This is a genomic window from Acidithrix sp. C25, from assembly GCF_904848545.2.
In genome coordinates, this window is the sequence record NZ_CAJHCI020000001.1 from 1,395,222 (window position 1) to 1,412,303 (window position 17,082).

At 46.5% G+C, this 17,082-nt stretch carries 13 protein-coding genes; 9 read left to right on the plus strand and 4 right to left on the minus strand.

The window, feature by feature from the left end:
• Positions 1–623: 623 nt before the first annotated feature.
• Positions 624–1,367: an MBL fold metallo-hydrolase gene (locus tag ACIDITHRIX25_RS92485; protein WP_052606488.1), complete on the minus strand. Its 744-nt coding sequence runs from the start codon at positions 1,365–1,367 to the stop codon at positions 624–626.
• Positions 1,368–1,688: 321 nt separating this feature from the next.
• Here ACIDITHRIX25_RS92485 and ACIDITHRIX25_RS92490 point away from each other — a divergent pair, with 321 nt between their 5' ends.
• The 5 genes from ACIDITHRIX25_RS92490 (at position 1,689) to ACIDITHRIX25_RS92510 (ending at position 6,041) form a co-directional block, all read left to right on the plus strand.
• A complete protein-coding gene (locus ACIDITHRIX25_RS92490; protein ID WP_052606489.1) occupies positions 1,689–2,156 on the plus strand; it encodes a hypothetical protein in 468 nt (155 codons plus the stop codon).
• Between the two features lie 98 nt (positions 2,157–2,254).
• On the plus strand, positions 2,255–3,073 hold the full coding sequence (locus ACIDITHRIX25_RS92495) for a cytochrome c biogenesis CcdA family protein (protein ID WP_052606490.1): 819 nt from the start codon (positions 2,255–2,257) through the stop codon (positions 3,071–3,073).
• A 105-nt stretch (positions 3,074–3,178) separates the two neighbouring features.
• Positions 3,179–3,931, plus strand: a complete 753-nt coding sequence (locus tag ACIDITHRIX25_RS92500) for a (Fe-S)-binding protein (protein WP_052606491.1) — start codon at positions 3,179–3,181, stop codon at positions 3,929–3,931.
• A gap of 14 nt (positions 3,932–3,945) precedes the next feature.
• A complete protein-coding gene (locus ACIDITHRIX25_RS92505) occupies positions 3,946–5,367 on the plus strand; it encodes a lactate utilization protein B (RefSeq protein WP_201732856.1) in 1,422 nt (473 codons plus the stop codon).
• Complete coding sequence (locus ACIDITHRIX25_RS92510) at positions 5,367–6,041, plus strand: LUD domain-containing protein (RefSeq protein WP_052606493.1); 675 nt, start codon at positions 5,367–5,369, stop codon at positions 6,039–6,041. The genes ACIDITHRIX25_RS92505 and ACIDITHRIX25_RS92510 overlap by 1 nt, the downstream gene beginning before the upstream one ends.
• 327 nt (positions 6,042–6,368) lie before the next feature.
• Here ACIDITHRIX25_RS92510 and ACIDITHRIX25_RS92515 read toward each other — a convergent pair whose 3' ends face one another.
• The 3 genes from ACIDITHRIX25_RS92515 to ACIDITHRIX25_RS92525 all read right to left on the minus strand — a co-directional run bounded on the left by ACIDITHRIX25_RS92515 (position 6,369) and on the right by ACIDITHRIX25_RS92525 (position 11,087).
• Positions 6,369–7,052 (minus strand): methyl-accepting chemotaxis protein, encoded by a 684-nt coding sequence (locus ACIDITHRIX25_RS92515; RefSeq protein WP_249685656.1) that lies wholly within the window; start codon positions 7,050–7,052, stop codon positions 6,369–6,371.
• Positions 7,053–7,582: 530 nt separating this feature from the next.
• The gene (locus tag ACIDITHRIX25_RS92520; RefSeq protein WP_201732858.1) at positions 7,583–9,298 is read right to left on the minus strand and encodes an MFS transporter; all 1,716 of its coding nucleotides are present in this window, start codon (positions 9,296–9,298) and stop codon (positions 7,583–7,585) included.
• Positions 9,299–9,704: 406 nt separating this feature from the next.
• On the minus strand, positions 9,705–11,087 hold the full coding sequence (locus ACIDITHRIX25_RS92525; RefSeq protein WP_201732859.1) for a glutamine synthetase family protein: 1,383 nt from the start codon (positions 11,085–11,087) through the stop codon (positions 9,705–9,707).
• A gap of 182 nt (positions 11,088–11,269) precedes the next feature.
• On the opposite strand from ACIDITHRIX25_RS92525, the gene ACIDITHRIX25_RS92530 reads away from it, so the two are divergent.
• The 4 genes from ACIDITHRIX25_RS92530 to ACIDITHRIX25_RS92545 all read left to right on the plus strand — a co-directional run bounded on the left by ACIDITHRIX25_RS92530 (position 11,270) and on the right by ACIDITHRIX25_RS92545 (position 16,721).
• Complete coding sequence (locus ACIDITHRIX25_RS92530; protein WP_213333418.1) at positions 11,270–11,827, plus strand: MarR family winged helix-turn-helix transcriptional regulator; 558 nt, start codon at positions 11,270–11,272, stop codon at positions 11,825–11,827.
• A 344-nt stretch (positions 11,828–12,171) separates the two neighbouring features.
• Positions 12,172–13,623 (plus strand): DEAD/DEAH box helicase, encoded by a 1,452-nt coding sequence (locus ACIDITHRIX25_RS92535; RefSeq protein WP_201732861.1) that lies wholly within the window; start codon positions 12,172–12,174, stop codon positions 13,621–13,623.
• Between the two features lie 142 nt (positions 13,624–13,765).
• Positions 13,766–15,241 (plus strand): MFS transporter, encoded by a 1,476-nt coding sequence (locus tag ACIDITHRIX25_RS92540; RefSeq protein ID WP_201732862.1) that lies wholly within the window; start codon positions 13,766–13,768, stop codon positions 15,239–15,241.
• Between the two features lie 643 nt (positions 15,242–15,884).
• Positions 15,885–16,721 carry an alpha/beta hydrolase gene (locus ACIDITHRIX25_RS92545; protein ID WP_201732863.1) on the plus strand — a complete coding sequence of 279 codons (837 nt, stop codon included), beginning with the start codon at positions 15,885–15,887 and terminating at the stop codon, positions 16,719–16,721.
• Positions 16,722–17,082 lie beyond the last annotated feature (361 nt).

The following is a 17,082-nucleotide window of genomic DNA, read 5'->3' on the forward strand; positions in this document are numbered from 1 at the left end:
GCCAGGATGCCTCTTGACAAAGAACTCTTGGCCATTACGTGGCTAATGGATGCCAAATCATATGGATGCACCAGCACTAAACAACCTAGCTACAGTCATTGGTAGCCAACAATCTTTCGGAAAAAATGACTTAGCTGGAACAGCGGTCATTATATTTACCTATCCGGCCGACCAAAATAATTACCCCAATGAGCACATAGGGCCTAAAAGAGTCCCAAAACCGCTAATTTGCTCGTCCAGCAACTCAAAGAATTCAAAAGTCGATTGAGCTGGGATTCTAGAAAGGCAACTAATAGTGATTCGGTTGCCATCTCGCTAAAATGCCAAGGGTCTCTAAATGGGGTATAGTGCACTATCTCACCCTAGCGCTGGGCTTATTGCCAATTAGACAGCATGGGCCTAGTTGGTGGTTTTAGCCTCAAATCTACTAAACGATTCGTGAGCCAGGAAGAGCCAGGAAACCCGAGGAGTCCTTCGATCTAAGACTTTACGATGGAATCTAAAAGTATCTAAAACCGAACTACCGTAAATAGAACTACCGATCAATACATCACGGAATCGATCTTCACAATAAGCGAAAACCAGCAAAACCAAGGCTCAATCCTCTAGTTCAGACCTCTAGTTCAGACCTCAATTACATCGAAATCGTTAGCAATTAAAATCTCCCCTGAATACTTCGTCGATGCAACTTGGCGAGCCTGATTCGGGTCATTTGGATAGGCTACGTGAGTAATTACCAAACGAGCAACGCCTGCGGCTTCGCCAAGCTCACCTACTTCAAGAGCATCCATATGAATTCCGCGAGAAGACCATCTAGGCCTCTCAATCCAGGTTGACTCCGCCAATAGGATGTCAGCATTTTGAGCAAGGGCAACCAGAGAATCGCAGTAGGCACTGTCTGCGCTATAGACGATCGTGCGACCGTCCGACTCTGTAATTTTTATACCCAAAGTCCCATCGACATGATCAGTTTCGCAAAAGGTTAGCTCAAGATCACCCAACAAAATCTTAGAATTAACGTCAATCTTTCGAAAGTCAAAGACTTCCGCCAACGCTAGACCCGTAAGATTACACAGAGCCTCATAGGTGACCGCGGTAGCAAGTAATGGTAATTTATCCACCTTCGCACCGGGCACAAACTTCATAAAATGAAAGAGTGAGACCAGATCGGCCAAATGATCGTGGTGACGATGAGAAATAAATACTCCGGAGAGCAGTGAGGTCTCGCTCACGGCCAAAAAGTTAGAAAATGAACCATTGCCAAGATCCATCAGTAGATTCGACCTCTCCGATGTCACCAAATAACTGGAACAGGCCCTCAAGGGTGCCCCATAGGAGCCTGCTGAACCACAAATAGTAAGCTTCATTGGATTCCCGTATCTTTAGCTAATGTGCGTTATTAGAGCATATCACTCATGGCCGCCCACCAACGAAGATGGCTTCATAGCCCTATAGGGTTTACAGCTCATAAGCATCCTAACCTTCACAAAAGTATTCACAAAAAAGGGCCAAAGATGCTTTAGAGGACCCAAATGATCACAGATAGACAACCAAAAGTGTGGGTTCAACTTGATCGAAAAAGACGCGTGGTTGAATGAGAGCAATATTTCCGAAAAATACTTCATCATAACTGTCGGATAAGAGTGCGGAGATGCGATAATTATTACGGGTGGTGCAGGTTGTCTAAGGTGTTCTTTGCATTTTCGATACCAATTATAGGTATTTTGTTTCTCGGAATTGCACCGGCAGTTGGCTGGTCTCGACAAAAACGAAAGATTGAGGAGGCTCGCCTAAAAAGAGCAAGATTGCATTCGAGCGAGCGCGCGCGATTGATCGCTCAAAGTTTTCCAACTTCCCAATCCGCCGAGATCACCGGAGTCGTCAACTTCGATGCAACCATTTTGATAGGTTACAAAAGGGACTTTCCTAAGGATGGCTCATTGACCCCAGGTGAGACTGTCGGAGCGGACGGAACAGTAACGGGAACTTGGGTCGCTTGGACGCACAATTGTGCAGAAAGCGATATAAGCCGCCTTCAAACCTGGAGCAGCGATACGAAATCAATCGTATACCAAGTTGATAGTCAGAGCTCTGACCTGACCTTCATTGAGCCAATATCACAAGAGAAGGTAAAAGTCCAGCTCGTTCCGTCATAGGCCCCAAGGCAATTCAACCAAACTAGATTAACTAGCACGAAACCGCTTTAGGGTGTTGGCGTCCAAGATTTAAATCTCGAGCAGGAAAAAGGAGACACGTGGCAACAAGTCTTGGTTATATCGTAGCCTTTGGCGGTGGGATAATCTCATTCGCATCGCCATGCGTATTGCCACTTGTGCCCGCCTATCTTTCAATTATTACCGGCATAGACATTCGAGATAAAAAGCGCATTGAAGACAAAAAAGATTCACCGACAATCACAACTAAGGTCAAAACCCAATCCAAAACAGTCGAATCAATTAGTTCTACTCAGTTCCAAGTCGCCAAAGCGACACTCTATTTTATTTTAGGTTTTGGAACGGTATTTGTACTCTTAGGCATGACGGCGACTGCCTTGGGACGCTCGATCTTTCATAGCCACATCTTGATAGGACGAATTACGGGTCTCTTAGTCCTGGTGATGGGCGTTTTTATAGTAATCGGTGGTCTAGGAAGGTTCAACATCTTCGCGTCGGAAAGGCGGTTTCATCCTAACATTGCACGCCTTGGCCGATTTGGGCCAGCAATCGCCGGGGTCGCCTTTGGCTTTGGATGGACACCGTGTATCGGGCCAATACTCTCATCTATTCTGGGAGTTGCAGCAAGCCAAAAAAGTGTGACGCAAGGAGCAATCCTGCTCGTCTTTTACAGTTTAGGTCTAGGGGTTCCTTTCATGATTACGGGCCTCGCCTATACCAGAATCAAGACGTCATTCGATTGGCTAAAACGTCAAAGTTCCAAACTCTCTCTCATCTCTGGATTCGCCTTAATATTCTTTGGATTGCTATTAGCGATGAACAGATTTTCACTTGTTACGATCGCCCTAAATGGCTTCTTCACGAAAATTGGCCTCTCCAAACTCGTATATTTAGGTTAAATTCCACTTCAAAGGCAAATTTAAATTTGAAGTGCTTCTCAGTTTGTAATTGATCATGTATCTATGTAGAATTTCAAAAACATTTACTGCAAGGTATCTATCGTTATGAATTCCCAAAAGATTGCAATCTTTGAAACCTGTCTAAACGGCGCACTATTTAGCCGAACCACCCAGGCCACTTTCAACGTTTTAACCAGGTACGGATACCAGGTGCATCTCCCAAAAACACAGGTGTGCTGTGGTCAAATGCACTTCAATACCGGCTATCCGGATCTGATCTCGGAGATGATTCGTTCGTTCGTTAAAACCAATATCGACTATGACTACGTCGTCTTTCCATCAGCTTCCTGTGCTGCAATGGTGCGCGAAAACTATCTCGAACTTGCGGGAGGATTTATGAGCCCAACCAATGTTCACAAACTTGCATCGATTCTAAATCGTTCATTCGAGCTCGTTGAATTTATAGATACCTACCATCGAGAAGATGTATCTAGCTCATACTTCCCCCATAAAGTAGTATTACATCCCACATGTCACTCAGTGCGATCGTTGGGTCTATTAGAGCCATCACTTAGAATTCTAGGCTCGGTAGACGGGATTGAATTGATCACAAACCCCACTCAAACGACCTGTTGTGGCTTTGGCGGTACGTTTTCAGTAAAAAACAATGACGTCTCTGAAGCGATGCTAGAAGATAAAGTCAACTCCATAATTTCCCTAGATGCGCAATATTTAGTCGCACTCGACAACTCTTGCCTGATGCATATAGGCGGAGGGCTCAAAGAAAAGGGATCGCAGATAAAGACGCTACACATAGCTGAAATACTCGCTAGCACTAAAGAGTCAGCTCTAGTTTAAGTGAACGGGAAATAATGTCTCAATATCCAAGAAAAGCAGCACTTGGGCAATCAGGCGAGATTAAATTCTCGAAATTAGCCCACGAATTTACAAAGATTCCAGCCCTAAGAGCCAACCTAACCAACGCCACCGGAACGATTAGAAACAAAAGGGCTTCGGTAGTTTCTGAGGTCAGCAATTGGCAGACAATGCGCACCAGAGCCGCAATGATAAAAGATGACTCACTCGCTAATTTGGACGACCTGATAAAGACTCTAATTCAATCAGTCCAAGAGCGTGGTGGTCAAGTTCACTTTGCTCATGACGCTCGCAGTGCTAACGAGATTATCGTTGGAATAGCCAAAAGCCATAACTTCACTGAGGCCATCAAGGTCAAATCGATAACTACCGATGAAATTGGGGTAAACGACGCTCTTGCAAAGGCGGGCATCAAAGCACAAGAGACGGATTTAGCCGAACTGATAGTGCAACTTGCCGGGGAAATGCCTAGCCATATTCTGGTGCCAGCTATTCATAAGAACAGAGATGAGATAGCCGAACTATTTTCGTCCACAATCTCTAAGACAAAACTTGAGAACTCTCCCGCAATCCTCGCAGAGGCAGCTCGCGTTTATCTAAGAGAGAAGTTCCTAAGTGTACCGTTCGGAATCTCTGGGGCAAACTTTGCTGTGGCCGATTCAGGTTCAATTGCAATAGTTGAATCCGAAGGAAACGGTAGAATGTGCCTCACCCTTCCAGATGTCCTAGTTACAGTCATGGGTATCGAAAAGGTCATCAAATCATTTCAAGATGTACCGCTCTTTATGGAACTCCTAGCTAGGTCATCCACTGGCGAACGGATGAACCCCTATACAACTATCTTCCATGGCGTAACACCAGGCGATGGCCCCCAGGAATTCCATTTGGTGCTACTGGACAATAATCGATCCTCGATCCTCTCAGATCCGGTCTCGTTTGAGACGCTACGATGCATCCGCTGTTCGGCTTGTCTGAATGTCTGTCCCGTCTATGAAAGGGCTAGCGGATTTTCATATGGATCCGTATATCAAGGTCCAATTGGCGCAATCCTTGTACCACAGTTGCTTGGACCCGAACAAGCCGGCTCACTAGCATTTGCTTCGACACTATGCGGCGCCTGCTATGAAGTCTGCCCAGTAAAGATTAACATTCCAAGGATACTGACCTACCTAAGGAGCCGAGCCAACGAAGCCAATACCTCTAAATCTCAGCGTCGCGCCTTTGCCGTCGCCTCAGTCGTGATGTCGAATCCAAAACTCCTTCGAACGGCGTATGCTGGGGTAGGTTTTGGCAACGATCTTGCCGCCAAAATTCCAAAGAAGCTAATAGACGCTATTCCATTGATGAATAAATGGACCAAATCTCGAGGAATACCTAGTTCGCGACGGATTAATAAAATCTCCGGGAAGGAAAAATAATGAGCGGACCACACGACAATCCAGATCCATTAGAAGAAGGCGTATCCGCTATCTCGGTGGCGATTCGCCGCAACCCTAAGCTCGCGCAAGTACCATCGCAATATCGTCGCACTCCGAACCCTACCCATCAGGTCGAACATAACTTACTGGGAACATTTGTCGAGTTGGCGCGCGACTACAAGGCCATAGTAGAAGTCGTATCGAGCAAAAACGTCTCGAAACTACTTTATGAATTAACCGAAAAAGACTCCCAAAAATCTTTAATAATGCCCGAGTCGTTACTTCAAGATCTACAGCTAAACATCTTGGACGATTTGCGGACGCACTTCGATCTAACTATGGATGATCCAAAACTAAATGCCTCGCAAATCTCACAAATCAACGCCTCGCTCACTGGAGCGTCCGCTGCTGCCGCCACAACCGGGTCGATAATTCTAAATAACCCAGTTACCGACGGTCGACGGATCATCTCCTTGGTTGTCGACTACCACTACTGCCTCTTGCGCGCCAGCTATATAAAGTCAAGCTTTACCGAAGCTATGGCAATGGTAAATCTAAAATATCCAATTACAGTAGTCTCTGGGCCCTCCGCAACCTCAGACATTGAACTATCAAGGGTTGAAGGCGTCCACGGTCCTCGGAAATTACGCATATTGGTCTTGGAGGATCGCTAAATCACGCTGAGGCATTAGATTTACACTCCAGGTTCTTCTTGAAAAGTCGTGGGAAGTAAACTAAATAGCTTTAACGAATCGAACTCAGCACGAATTGTGTGATTACACATTCCACGCGGTCGAACAACTAAAAACTTTAATCTCGATCCATCACTTCGAGTTAAAATTATGAACTTATTCCATAGAAATTGCCCTTTTCTATGGAATATCAATTTCGAACTCTATCATGGGAAGTAGTTTTTAACTCTTCAGTGGCTCCTCGTAGAACTTAGCCCGAGATACCTCGTTGCACTTCAAAAGACCAACTGGGACAAAGTCAATAAATTATCAAAAACCGCTGGAAAGCATTGATACATTTTGAGCAATCGTTTTAGCCATAACTGACTGTTGTTCAGTCGCAGCGGCGATTTGTTCAATACGCTCTGCGTTTCCACTGATCTTACCCACGATATCAAATAGCACAGCAGAGGTGTTTTGTATTAGAGCATCGCCCTCACCGGTTCGCTCGAGGCTTTGGGAGACCAACGTCACCAAATTAGCTGCTTCATTTCTAATCTCAGAAATCGTCCCGGCAATTTCAGTCGCTGCCGTTCGAGATCGCTCTGCCAGACTTCGAACTTCATCTGCGACAACCGCAAATCCAAGACCCGCATCTCCGGCTCTAGCTGCCTCAATAGCTGCATTTAGAGCAAGCAAATTGGTTTGACCTGCTATTGACTTAATCGCTGCCACGATGGTATCGATTTTCTCCACGCGACTAGCCAGTTCGATAATCCTAGCTTCCGTATCCGCCATAATCTCCGAAACTTCACCCATGGCCGTTGAAGCTCGTTCTGCAGAGGCAAGTCCTACTTTAGCTGCGTCCTCCGCCCCCTTCGCACCCATTGCGGCCTCCTGGGCACCTCTGGCCACTTCATCAATTGCGATGCTCATCTGATCAGTAGCATTTATTATCTCAGAGACTTCATTCCGTGCATCTAGCTGATAACTTGGCGAATCTAGGACAACCATGAACCCCTCCAGTCGGGAATTCCCGAACATAACAATCAAACATATTTCCGTCGGTTAATTTTCGACCTAATCGGTGGTCGCCTTGAATAAAGTCCTAGACGGGCCACCGTTGGTACAAAAATTATCAAATAACGAAATATTGCCTTTCTCGAGCTAAGAAATCGGTTCCATCTTCCGCGAGATCTCAACCGATACAACCGTTCTTGACTCATCATGCTCACCTCTAGCGAGCGACTATCCAAAGGCAAAAAGCTCACGCAGTCGAGAAGACCTGGGCTCGATCGACAACATAAGGGCGAACCCTAAGGAGATAAAGGCCACGTCAGTTTGTGGGTAAGAGATCAAGAGCCAGCGGTTATTAGTTATTTCGCCAAAGAGATAACAAAACTAACAGATCTAAAAGTAGAAACTAGATGGAGCAGCTAATTGGCAAACCATACGATTTTACAATCACATAGATAAAGATCATTTGCCAAGAGCTCTTCTAAAATCCAATGAGCCATAGACCTTTTCATCGCCATCTGACCATTTCAGATCACAATCGCGCGTTCGTCCAAATTGTCCTTGGGCCAACCTGGCAGTGCTAGGGTCAATAAAAACGTAAGTACAAATACAGCGATTTCAAAGCTCAAAGTATCTCTCAAGCTAACTAAAAAGTCCCCTTGTGCTGCATTTTGAGCCGCATTGAAAAACATTGAAACTAACTGTTTCTTCACTTTAGGAGCAATCGGTGCTATTTGGATTGCACCGCCAACTTCTATGCAACTGTGTGGAAGTGCACTCGGATTCTTCTCCGTTGCGCGGTCGTGAATGCATGTCACAAAGAGGTTGGTACCGACCTTTACCAGTGGAGCTGGAAGTCCAAGTGATGTCAGTTCTGCCGTGATTGGCGGTAATTGCGCTCGAGCAGCTTGATTGGCGTTCGCACCTAGAAATCCAAAAAATATAATTGCAATAAGCGCAACCCCGAGTGCCCCACCGATCTGCTGTACCGTAGAGAGACTCCCAGACGCACTACCAATTGCCTCCTCTGGGACTCGAGCGAGCACCAAAGAGGAGGCTGGCCCTACGAAGAGTCCCACCCCAATTCCAGCTATAAAGAGAGGAACGATCAACTTAAATCCGCTAAGTTGAGCACCGACATGATACAACAGACGAATCAATAGCCACATTGAAATAGCCAAAATCAGCGATCCCGCGAGCATCAAAATTCTCGCATCTTTCGACCTAGTCCGAGTTGTCAAGAACGAAGAAAGAACAGACCCAATCGCAAAAGGAGCGGTCGTTAGCCCTGCTGCTAGAGGCGAGAACCCATTCCCCTCTTGAAGAAAGATAGAAAATGCGAAAAAGAAAGGCGCAATACCAAGGAAAAATATCAGGAATAAAATCAACCCCACCCCAAGGGAACGGGTACGAATTGCCTCAATTGACACAAGCGTAACGTTTCCATGGCGATATCGCAAATATTGATGGACTCCAAAGCCCCCAATAACAAAGACCGATCCAATCAACATCGCAACCATCGAATTCGGCCAAGAAGAAGCCCTGCCCTCAATAAGTGGATAAAGCGCCATCACCAAGCCAGTGGTAATCAAAAATGCTCCCATGGAATCCACGCTCGAGGAGGTCGAGGATTTTGATTCACCAAGCAAAAATAGAGCCCCGACGAACGCAGCCACGCCAATTGGAACGTTCACATAGAAGATTAGGCGCCAATCAAGATTGGCGATATTCGCCTTTATAAGTAGTCCACCGATTAAAGGACCTGCGATAGTTGCAAGCCCTATCGTGGCTCCGTATATTCCAAAGACCTTACTTCTTTGACTTGACGGAAAAGTCACCTGGATAATCGATAATACTTGGGGAAACATCAATCCAGAAAAGAATCCTTGCACCACGCGACCAAAGACCAAAACGCTAACGTATGGCGCTGCCCCACAAAGGCCAGAGGCTATTGCAAAGCCAGCCATGCCAATCAAAAAGAGACGTCGCCTCCCAAAAACATCCCCGAGACGACTAGCCGTCATCAAAGTCGCTGCAAAGCTAAGTTGGTATCCTGCTACAACCGCCTCAACCGATCCAAACGAAGCATGCAAGTGACTTTGTATCGAAGGAATGGCAACATTTACGATGCTCACATCCAAAAGTTGCATAAAAGTTGCCGCCAAAATAATCGGCAAAATTGCTAGAGAAGTACGCCCTAATGGCCCCTTTTCTACTTCAACTCCCAACTCAACTCCAGTCATCACCTTGACTACCATTGACAAAACTAGCATCTTTGATTTAGTCGCAATATTCATTAAACGAATTAATCTGTGACGTAGCAATGAGTTGGACCCTTGCGAATTCGCAAAAAGTAAAGCCCCTGAGTCAAGTCGAATCTTTCATAGCCCAAGAGATCCACCTTTAAAAAGATGCAACCGAAGAATATGACAGATAGCTAAGAGCAAATGAAAACATCAAAGAGGACGACCAACCAAAACCAAGGGCGGAATAGGTCGAAATAACGCCATTGCAAAAAGCTACAACGACACATGAGCAAAGGCGCAACTACTGACCCGAAATCCTGCTGGGAAACGCAGCGATTCCAACGGCCGAAAGCCAACAGAGAAAAGCCTGCGAATTTAGGGCAAATCTACGAAAGTCCTTGGTTCAAAGGTGATATGCGTATTCAATGAATTCCCAGTCGGTTACGTAGCGACTAAATCGCTCAATTTCATCGCGCTTTAGGCAGATAAAGGCATCAACAAACCCATCGCCTAGAAGTTCGACTAGTTCTTCGTCATCGCGAAGTGCCTCAATTGCATCTCTTAAGGTTCTAGGCAAAGCAATAAGGTCCCTCGGATCTCCTGTTCTTACTTCTGGGAGCGTTAGCTCCTCTTTGATTCCCAGATATGCCCCAGCAAGGAGTCCTGCGATCGCCAAATAAGGATTTGCAGATGCATCGCCAAGGCGAAGCTCCATCCTTGTCGAAAGCCCTCGCTGTGACGGAATTCGAATCATAGCACCCCGGTCGTTCAACCCCCAATCCACCAACCATGGAGCAAATGTTCCTGGAGCAAAGCGTTTATATGAATTAATAGTCGGGCTGCACAGGGCGGTGACGGCTCGGGCATGACGTAAAACTCCAGCGATTGCACTCCTTGCGAGATCCGAGAGTCCATCGGGACCCCCTTTATCCTCGAAAAGGGGACGTCCGAGGTCATCCAAAATGGAAAAATGCAGATGAAAACCAGATCCACTCTCGCCGTTGAATGGCTTAGCCATAAATGTCGCCAGCTTGTTAGTTTGACGGCCCATCTCCTTTATGGCAGATTTGAATCTAAAAGCACGATCAGCCGCTTCGGTAGCTATGCAATGCCAAAGATTTATCTCAAATTGTCCCGATGAAAACTCGTGATTGGCACCAAAAGCACCTATCTCGAACCCCTCTAGCATCCTAAGGCTATTCAATAGAAAATTCTCCGGATCTCCCTTTAGGCCCGAAGAATAAATATTCCCACCGCCCAACCCATATCTTTGCCACCCAGAATTGCCATCGGGCTCTAGAAGATAAAATTCGAGCTCTGGGCCAACAAGAGGCACTAACCCCATCGCAGTTAATTTTCCTTGGACCCTTCGCAAAACCTCTCGTGGATCTTCTGCAACTGCTGTCCCATCGAGATTCTGTAGGTCTAATATTCCATGGGCAACACCTGCCTCCCAGGGGACAGCCTTCAATGTACCTATATCCAAATAGCCCAGGATGTCGCCTGCCGTTTTCACAGCTTCGATCCGGCTTTGGCCCGTTGCGGCCCCATCGGTCCTTCGATAGATCTCAGACGAAAATGGTACGCCATTTGAAAGTACGCTCACCATGGACGATACAAGTATGTCCCGACTTCTCTCAACTCCCATCAAGTCACAAAAGGCCAATCTAAGCACGTCGATCCGAATATCTTTTAGGCGAACCACAAGCTCGCTGAGTGCACTAAGATCGATCTGACCCACATATCCTCCACTTCCAACGTCGCCCTTGGCGGGGAAAACCCCCAAATTTTTCTTGCCCAGACAAAGATCAAAGAGACACACAAACCATAGGAGTAATACCTTGTTGGACGTAAAGACTTACTCCAACGACAACACCAACTATACAGGGCGCCTTGTGAAACAATTGGCCGACTTTATCGATCCAAATCAAGTTAATAATGAGGGTGATACCAACTGAGAAGTTAACTATGTGCGACTACCATATAAGTGTGACAGGCCATTACACGCTCGCAGAGACAGAAAAGACCATGGAAGCCCGATTGAGCGGCCTGCCGATTGACTTTGTAGCGCAAAGTGCCATTGCAAACCTCTATCGTGCCGCTAACTCAACTCGGAAATATTTCACAAACACGGTTCTGCGACCAATTGGACTTTCGTGGACAGGTTTCGTCGTACTCTGGGTAGTTTGGATCTGGGACGGCATCGAAGTTCGCCATGCCGCCGAGGAAGCTGGCATTTCAAAATCTACTCTTTCTGGCGTTATAAAGACGATGGAAGCACGCGGGTTCATTGAGCGAATTACCGATCAGACAGACCGTAGACTCGTTCACCTCAAGGTCACCGAATCAGGCACCGAGATGATGACTGATCTCTTTCCCAAATTTAACCAGCAAGAGACCTTCGCAGTCTCGTGTCTCTCACGCTCAAGTATTGAAAGCTTTGCAATAAATCTCAGGCAGATCATCTCGCACCTAGAAGCACAGATGGTCGACGTCGACGTCTACAACCACAGCGAAGAACTTTAGGCTAACAACTAGAAACCAAGCCATTTATTTTAGATAACTACCCATAGCAATTAGCCATAAAAGCTTGAAATTAAACTGGCCCCTTAAACCTCAAAAACCTTCAATACTAGTTCGCCAACCCTATCATCTCCCATACTTTCCAATTTGACTACCAAACAATGTGTGATAGGATGCTCCATCACCCGTCTGCAGAAGAACCATAATTGGTTGCTATAGTGTTATATGTCGGTTGAGCTCATGTGAGACTCTGGACATCCTCATTTTTTCCGCTTCGTATCGGAATCGGCGAGGCCTTGTCCCCAATGCCGAACTGAAAAAAACGAAGAACAAGGAAAACAAATATTTTGACCACCTTTGAATCACTAGGTGTGGCTAGCCACATCTCTAATCGCCTGTCCGAAAACGGTATGTCAACACCAACTGAGATCCAAGCAATCACGATCAAAGACGCCTTGGAAGGCAAAGACATATGCGCAATGGCAGGTACGGGTTCGGGAAAGACTTTGGCCTTTCTCATTCCAATCCTACAAAACTGTGAACAAGCCAAGCCTATGAGCCCTACCGCTCTTATCTTGGTGCCGACTCGCGAACTTGCAACACAAGTTCGAGACGTCTTTATGACCCTCCTTACTCAACCTAGAAAAGGCCAGCCAAGAATTGCGGCCATCTACGGTGGCAGTTCAATGGAACGACAGATCCGCGACCTCACCCGAGGCGTAGAAGTTGTAGTTGCCACACCTGGACGACTAATCGACCTTATGGATCGACGTAGGATCAATCTTGAAAACATTAAAACCGTAATCATCGACGAAGCCGACCGTATGGCCGATATGGGTTTTCTTCCACCTGTAGTTGAGATACTCTCGAAGACAGCTGCAGATCGCCAGACAATGCTATTCTCAGCTACCTTAGACGGTGATGTTGAAACCCTAATCAAGCGCCACATGAGCGATCCAATTCGCCATGAGACGACCACGAAGGTTCGAAGCATCGACAATATGTCCCACTTCTTCCTTGTGACCCGAGAGACCGATAAGCTCGAAATTCTAAAGAAGATCACCGCAGGGGCTAGAAAAACAATCGTCTTTGTGCGTACTCGTGACAACGCAGATACCCTTGCCGGTCATCTCTACGACGACGGAATTCAAGTAGACGCCCTCCATGGTAATATGCGACAGAATGCACGTGAACGCGTTCTTTCGAAATTCTCCAAGGGAAGAACCTCTGTGCTTGTCGCAACTGACGTAGCAGCAAGAGGTATAGACGTTGTCGGATTGGATCTAGTTGTTCACTACGAACTTCCAGATGACCACAAGGCTTACATCCACCGTTCAGGACGAACGGCCCGCGCGGGTTCCAATGGAGCTGTCGTAACGCTTCTAGGTAGATCACAGATGAGAACCGTCCAAGGTTTGCAGAAGAACCTGGGCCTTCCTCAGCAGATGTTCAGAGGCAATCCCGAAGAGCCAACTCTTGGAAATATCCCACTCTTGGAAGAATTCAATGGCGAGGTAATGGAGTTGGACGAAAGTCGCGCACGAAGTGGTACTGGGATGAACTCAGGACGACGTGGATTTGGATCATCTTATGGCGGAAACTCCTCACGTCCATCGAGAAGTTATCGTTCATCTTCCTCTGGATCATCGGGATCAGGAAGATCCGATGAATCTCGTTCCTACGATAGAAGCAGCAGCTTCGGACGGCCAAGTGACGCAAACGGAACTGAAAGCCGTGGATACGGTGGACGGGGCGGATATGACCGCGAGCCACGACGAGGCTATAGAAGTGCTGGCTAACTAAACCTTTTATTTGTAGTAACTTCAGATCGACGAGCGACCCTTTGGGTCGCTCGTTTTGCTTACATCGCCTTTGTTGGAGGTCATCAAGGTGTAGGTGACAACTAATATTGCTTTAGCAAAACTCAAAGACTAGGAAATCTTGAACCAAAACAGCACCTATCAAGACAACTTCGAACCTACGCCAACCTCTAAAGATTGGAAGACGCTGATAGTCGTGTTGAGCGGTACCTTCATGGCTGTAATTGATTCAACCATCGTGAATGTCGCACTCCCATCGATTGCAAACAATCTCCATGCAACGTCTAGCGATATAGAGTGGATCGTATCGGGATACCTATTGGCATTCGGGCTTATCCTGGTGCCGGCTGGTCGCTTTGGAGATCGCATTGGCCACAAGCCAATCTTCCTAACAGGTATCAGCCTCTTTACAATCGCTAGTGTCGTATGTGGAACTGCAATAAATCCAACCGAACTAGTTATCGCCAGAGTAATTCAGGGCCTTGCAGCTGGGCTCTTTGGCCCTTCAGTCCAAGCGACAATTCAACTTCTATTTATAGGCAGGGCCCGAAGCAGAGCTTTTGGAATTCTAGGAACGATGATTGGGGTTTCATCGGCACTCGGTCCGATTCTGGGTGGAGTAATTCTATCCTTAGCGGGTTCAGCCTTGGGTTGGCGCCTTGTCTTCTTTGTAAACCTCATCATCGGCGCTATAGCCATCCCCATGGCGGTTGTGCTCATCCCTAACAATAGACCCAAAATCACCCATAAGCTTGATCCATTTGGTCTGGCTTTAATCACCGTTGGACTGGCGGCCATCTTCATACCATTGATAGAAGGACAAAGTATCGGATGGCCTCTGTGGACTTATCTTTCGATAGCCTTCGGAGCCATAATATTTATATCTCTGACCAAATGGGAGCAATTCGCATCCAGAACGGGCCGTGAACCCATTGTTGATCCCAAACTAGCACGCCAACGGCCCTTTTCGGGAGGGGTTGCTATAGCGATGGCCTATTTCGGGGCTTTCTCTTCTCTTTTCATTATCATCTCTCTCATTTGGCAGGTAGGTCTAGGGCGCTCACCCCTTGCCTCGGGTCTTACCGTCGCCCCTTTCGCCTTGGGAACCTTAATCTCTGGATCAATTTCTGATAAATTCTCAGCGCGACTAAAACGTAGAGTTTTGACTCTAGCTGCCTCGATGTTAGCGACCTCGGTAGTTTCTCTTGCGCTTATATTTCACTCATCTAATTCAAATATCTCATCCATCACGCTGGTTATTCCACTCTTCATAGGGGGCTTTGGAAATGGAATCTTTATCGCTCCGAACCAAGACTTCCTTTTGAGATCAATCCCACGAAGCCAAGCTGGCACCGCAGCCGGTCTTCTTCAGACTGCTCAAAGAATCGGCAGTGCATTTGGCGTCGCACTGACTGGAACCGTATTTTTCACCGTGCTCGCAGGCCAACTCCCCCACACCAAGAACGGAATTATCTCTCAAGATAGATATATTCATGCTGGAGCGATTGCCTTCTTAGTCAACATAGCTCTAGTCATAGCAGTGCTCGCCCTAATAACAATCCTGCCAAGAAACCCAGAGGTCTCTAGCACCAATTGACACCAAATCAAATCTAAGACAGAAATTACAAGCCATATGCAAAAGTCACCTTATCCTCTAGATGTCTGCCTTTTTTGATCGCGACAATCTAGTGTTTCCTTTGGAAATCGCTCTTTCTTGTCATTTTCCAAAGGATTCTCAATCAATAGAACTTGACATCCCGCTCAGCCCGATAACCTTGCTGAATCCAATTTAGAGAATCTTTGGCACATCATTTCGAATTCTCTCAATCACTCCAATAGAGGTGAAAAAGCAACCCTTGAGAAAAAGTCGCTTAGACCTGCGCTTGCTTGACAGAAAGTGAGAACTTTAGGGAGCCAAGAGCTCTTACACACTTGGCCCCGGCGTGTGCTTGGTCACACTCAAAAAAATCAAATCCTCGGTCGCATATCGCTCCGAGGCTCATATGCCTGATATTCAAGTCCGATGACACAAAAAGAGATCAAGCGTAAAACAACCTAAAGCCTAAATTGTTGCCTTCCGGGCGCATAACCGTAATCAACTTAGGTCAAAGATCTATCTCGATCACTGTGATAGAGTTGGTGTGATATAACGTCGGCCTATATACCTTTGAACTCTTTTAGGTGGTAAAGACAACATGCTCTCAAATGAAGCTAATATGTTCAGAGATCTTCTTCTACAAATGAAACACTCCGATCATCCACCTCAAAGCGTTGAAGAGATACGTGTCATGACCGACTCCGTTAGCGATTTTAGCCCCGTGCCTGATGGTGTGGTCATCACCGAAGCAGAGATCCAAGGGGTAGTCGTTGAATACATCGATCCACTCAATCGCTCTGGTAAAAATGTTATACTCTACTTTCATGGAGGAGCATACTCGGCCGGCTCACTAAAAAGTCATCGTTCACTAGGGGCACGCCTAGCCTTAGCCTCCGAATCCAAGGTAGTAATGGCTGACTACCGACTAGCACCGGAAAACCCCTTTCCGGCGGCATTAGAAGACTCATTGAAGGTCTACTTGGGACTGTTATCAAATGGTGTCGACCCTCAAAATATCGTCATAGGAGGCGATTCAGCTGGTGGGGGACTGAGCCTTGCAACCGAAGTCGCAATTCGCGATGGAGGCCACAGCCTCCCAGGTAAAAGCTTCCTTTTTAGTCCTTGGACCGACTTAACCGCATCTGGCGACTCTCTCCGCCTGCGAAACGATATTGATCCAATGCTCGATGCTAAAGGGATGAAACCAGCCATTCAGATCTACCTAAATGGAGCCGATGCCAGCGATCACCGCGCATCTCCCCTCTTTGGTGACCTTTCGGGCTTACCTCCACACCTTGTCTTCGTTGGAACCGATGAAATTCTCTTCGATGATTCATTCCGACTTATAGAAAAATTCCACGATTGCAACGTAGAAGCAACCCTAGAGGTTGGCGAAGGGCTCTGGCACGTATGGCCAAGCTTTCCAATGCCCGAGGCAGATCTCGCCTTGGAAAGAGTCGGAGAGTTCATCCTTGGGTGATCGCCCGATCGCAAAATATCTTGTGATAAAATTCGCCTACTTGGACCCTCAAGGTTCAACAAAGGCTTAAACAACACCCTATTTTAACGAAAGCCACTGTTGTTCAAGGTAATTTGGCCCGGACCAGAGGGTAAGTTTAGGCCATTCCACAAACTAAAAACAAGAAGAATCTAAAAAAGTAGTTAGCACTTGAAATTGCAACCACTCCAGAAGAGCAATCAAATAAATAACAAGGCCGATACTTACGAAATAGCTAAATAACTCATCAATCTCAGAATCGATGAAACTCATGCTAAGTAGGCAAGATCGAAGTTAAAATCGAATCGATATATATAATCACAGCAGGAGAACCTCCGCTGAT

Excerpts from the sequence above, each read along its gene's own strand:
- ACIDITHRIX25_RS92485 (WP_052606488.1), bottom strand. The coding sequence starts at position 1,367 with ATGAAGCTTACTATTTGTGGTTCAGCAGGCTCCTATGGGGCACCCTTG.
- ACIDITHRIX25_RS92500 (WP_052606491.1), top strand. The coding sequence starts at position 3,179 with ATGAATTCCCAAAAGATTGCAATCTTTGAAACCTGTCTAAACGGCGCA.
- ACIDITHRIX25_RS92505 (WP_201732856.1), top strand. The coding sequence starts at position 3,946 with ATGTCTCAATATCCAAGAAAAGCAGCACTTGGGCAATCAGGCGAGATT.
- ACIDITHRIX25_RS92510 (WP_052606493.1), top strand. The coding sequence starts at position 5,367 with ATGAGCGGACCACACGACAATCCAGATCCATTAGAAGAAGGCGTATCC.
- ACIDITHRIX25_RS92515 (WP_249685656.1), bottom strand. The coding sequence starts at position 7,052 with ATGGTTGTCCTAGATTCGCCAAGTTATCAGCTAGATGCACGGAATGAA.
- ACIDITHRIX25_RS92520 (WP_201732858.1), bottom strand. The coding sequence starts at position 9,298 with ATGACTGGAGTTGAGTTGGGAGTTGAAGTAGAAAAGGGGCCATTAGGG.
- ACIDITHRIX25_RS92530 (WP_213333418.1), top strand. The coding sequence starts at position 11,270 with ATGTGCGACTACCATATAAGTGTGACAGGCCATTACACGCTCGCAGAG.
- ACIDITHRIX25_RS92545 (WP_201732863.1), top strand. The coding sequence starts at position 15,885 with ATGAAACACTCCGATCATCCACCTCAAAGCGTTGAAGAGATACGTGTC.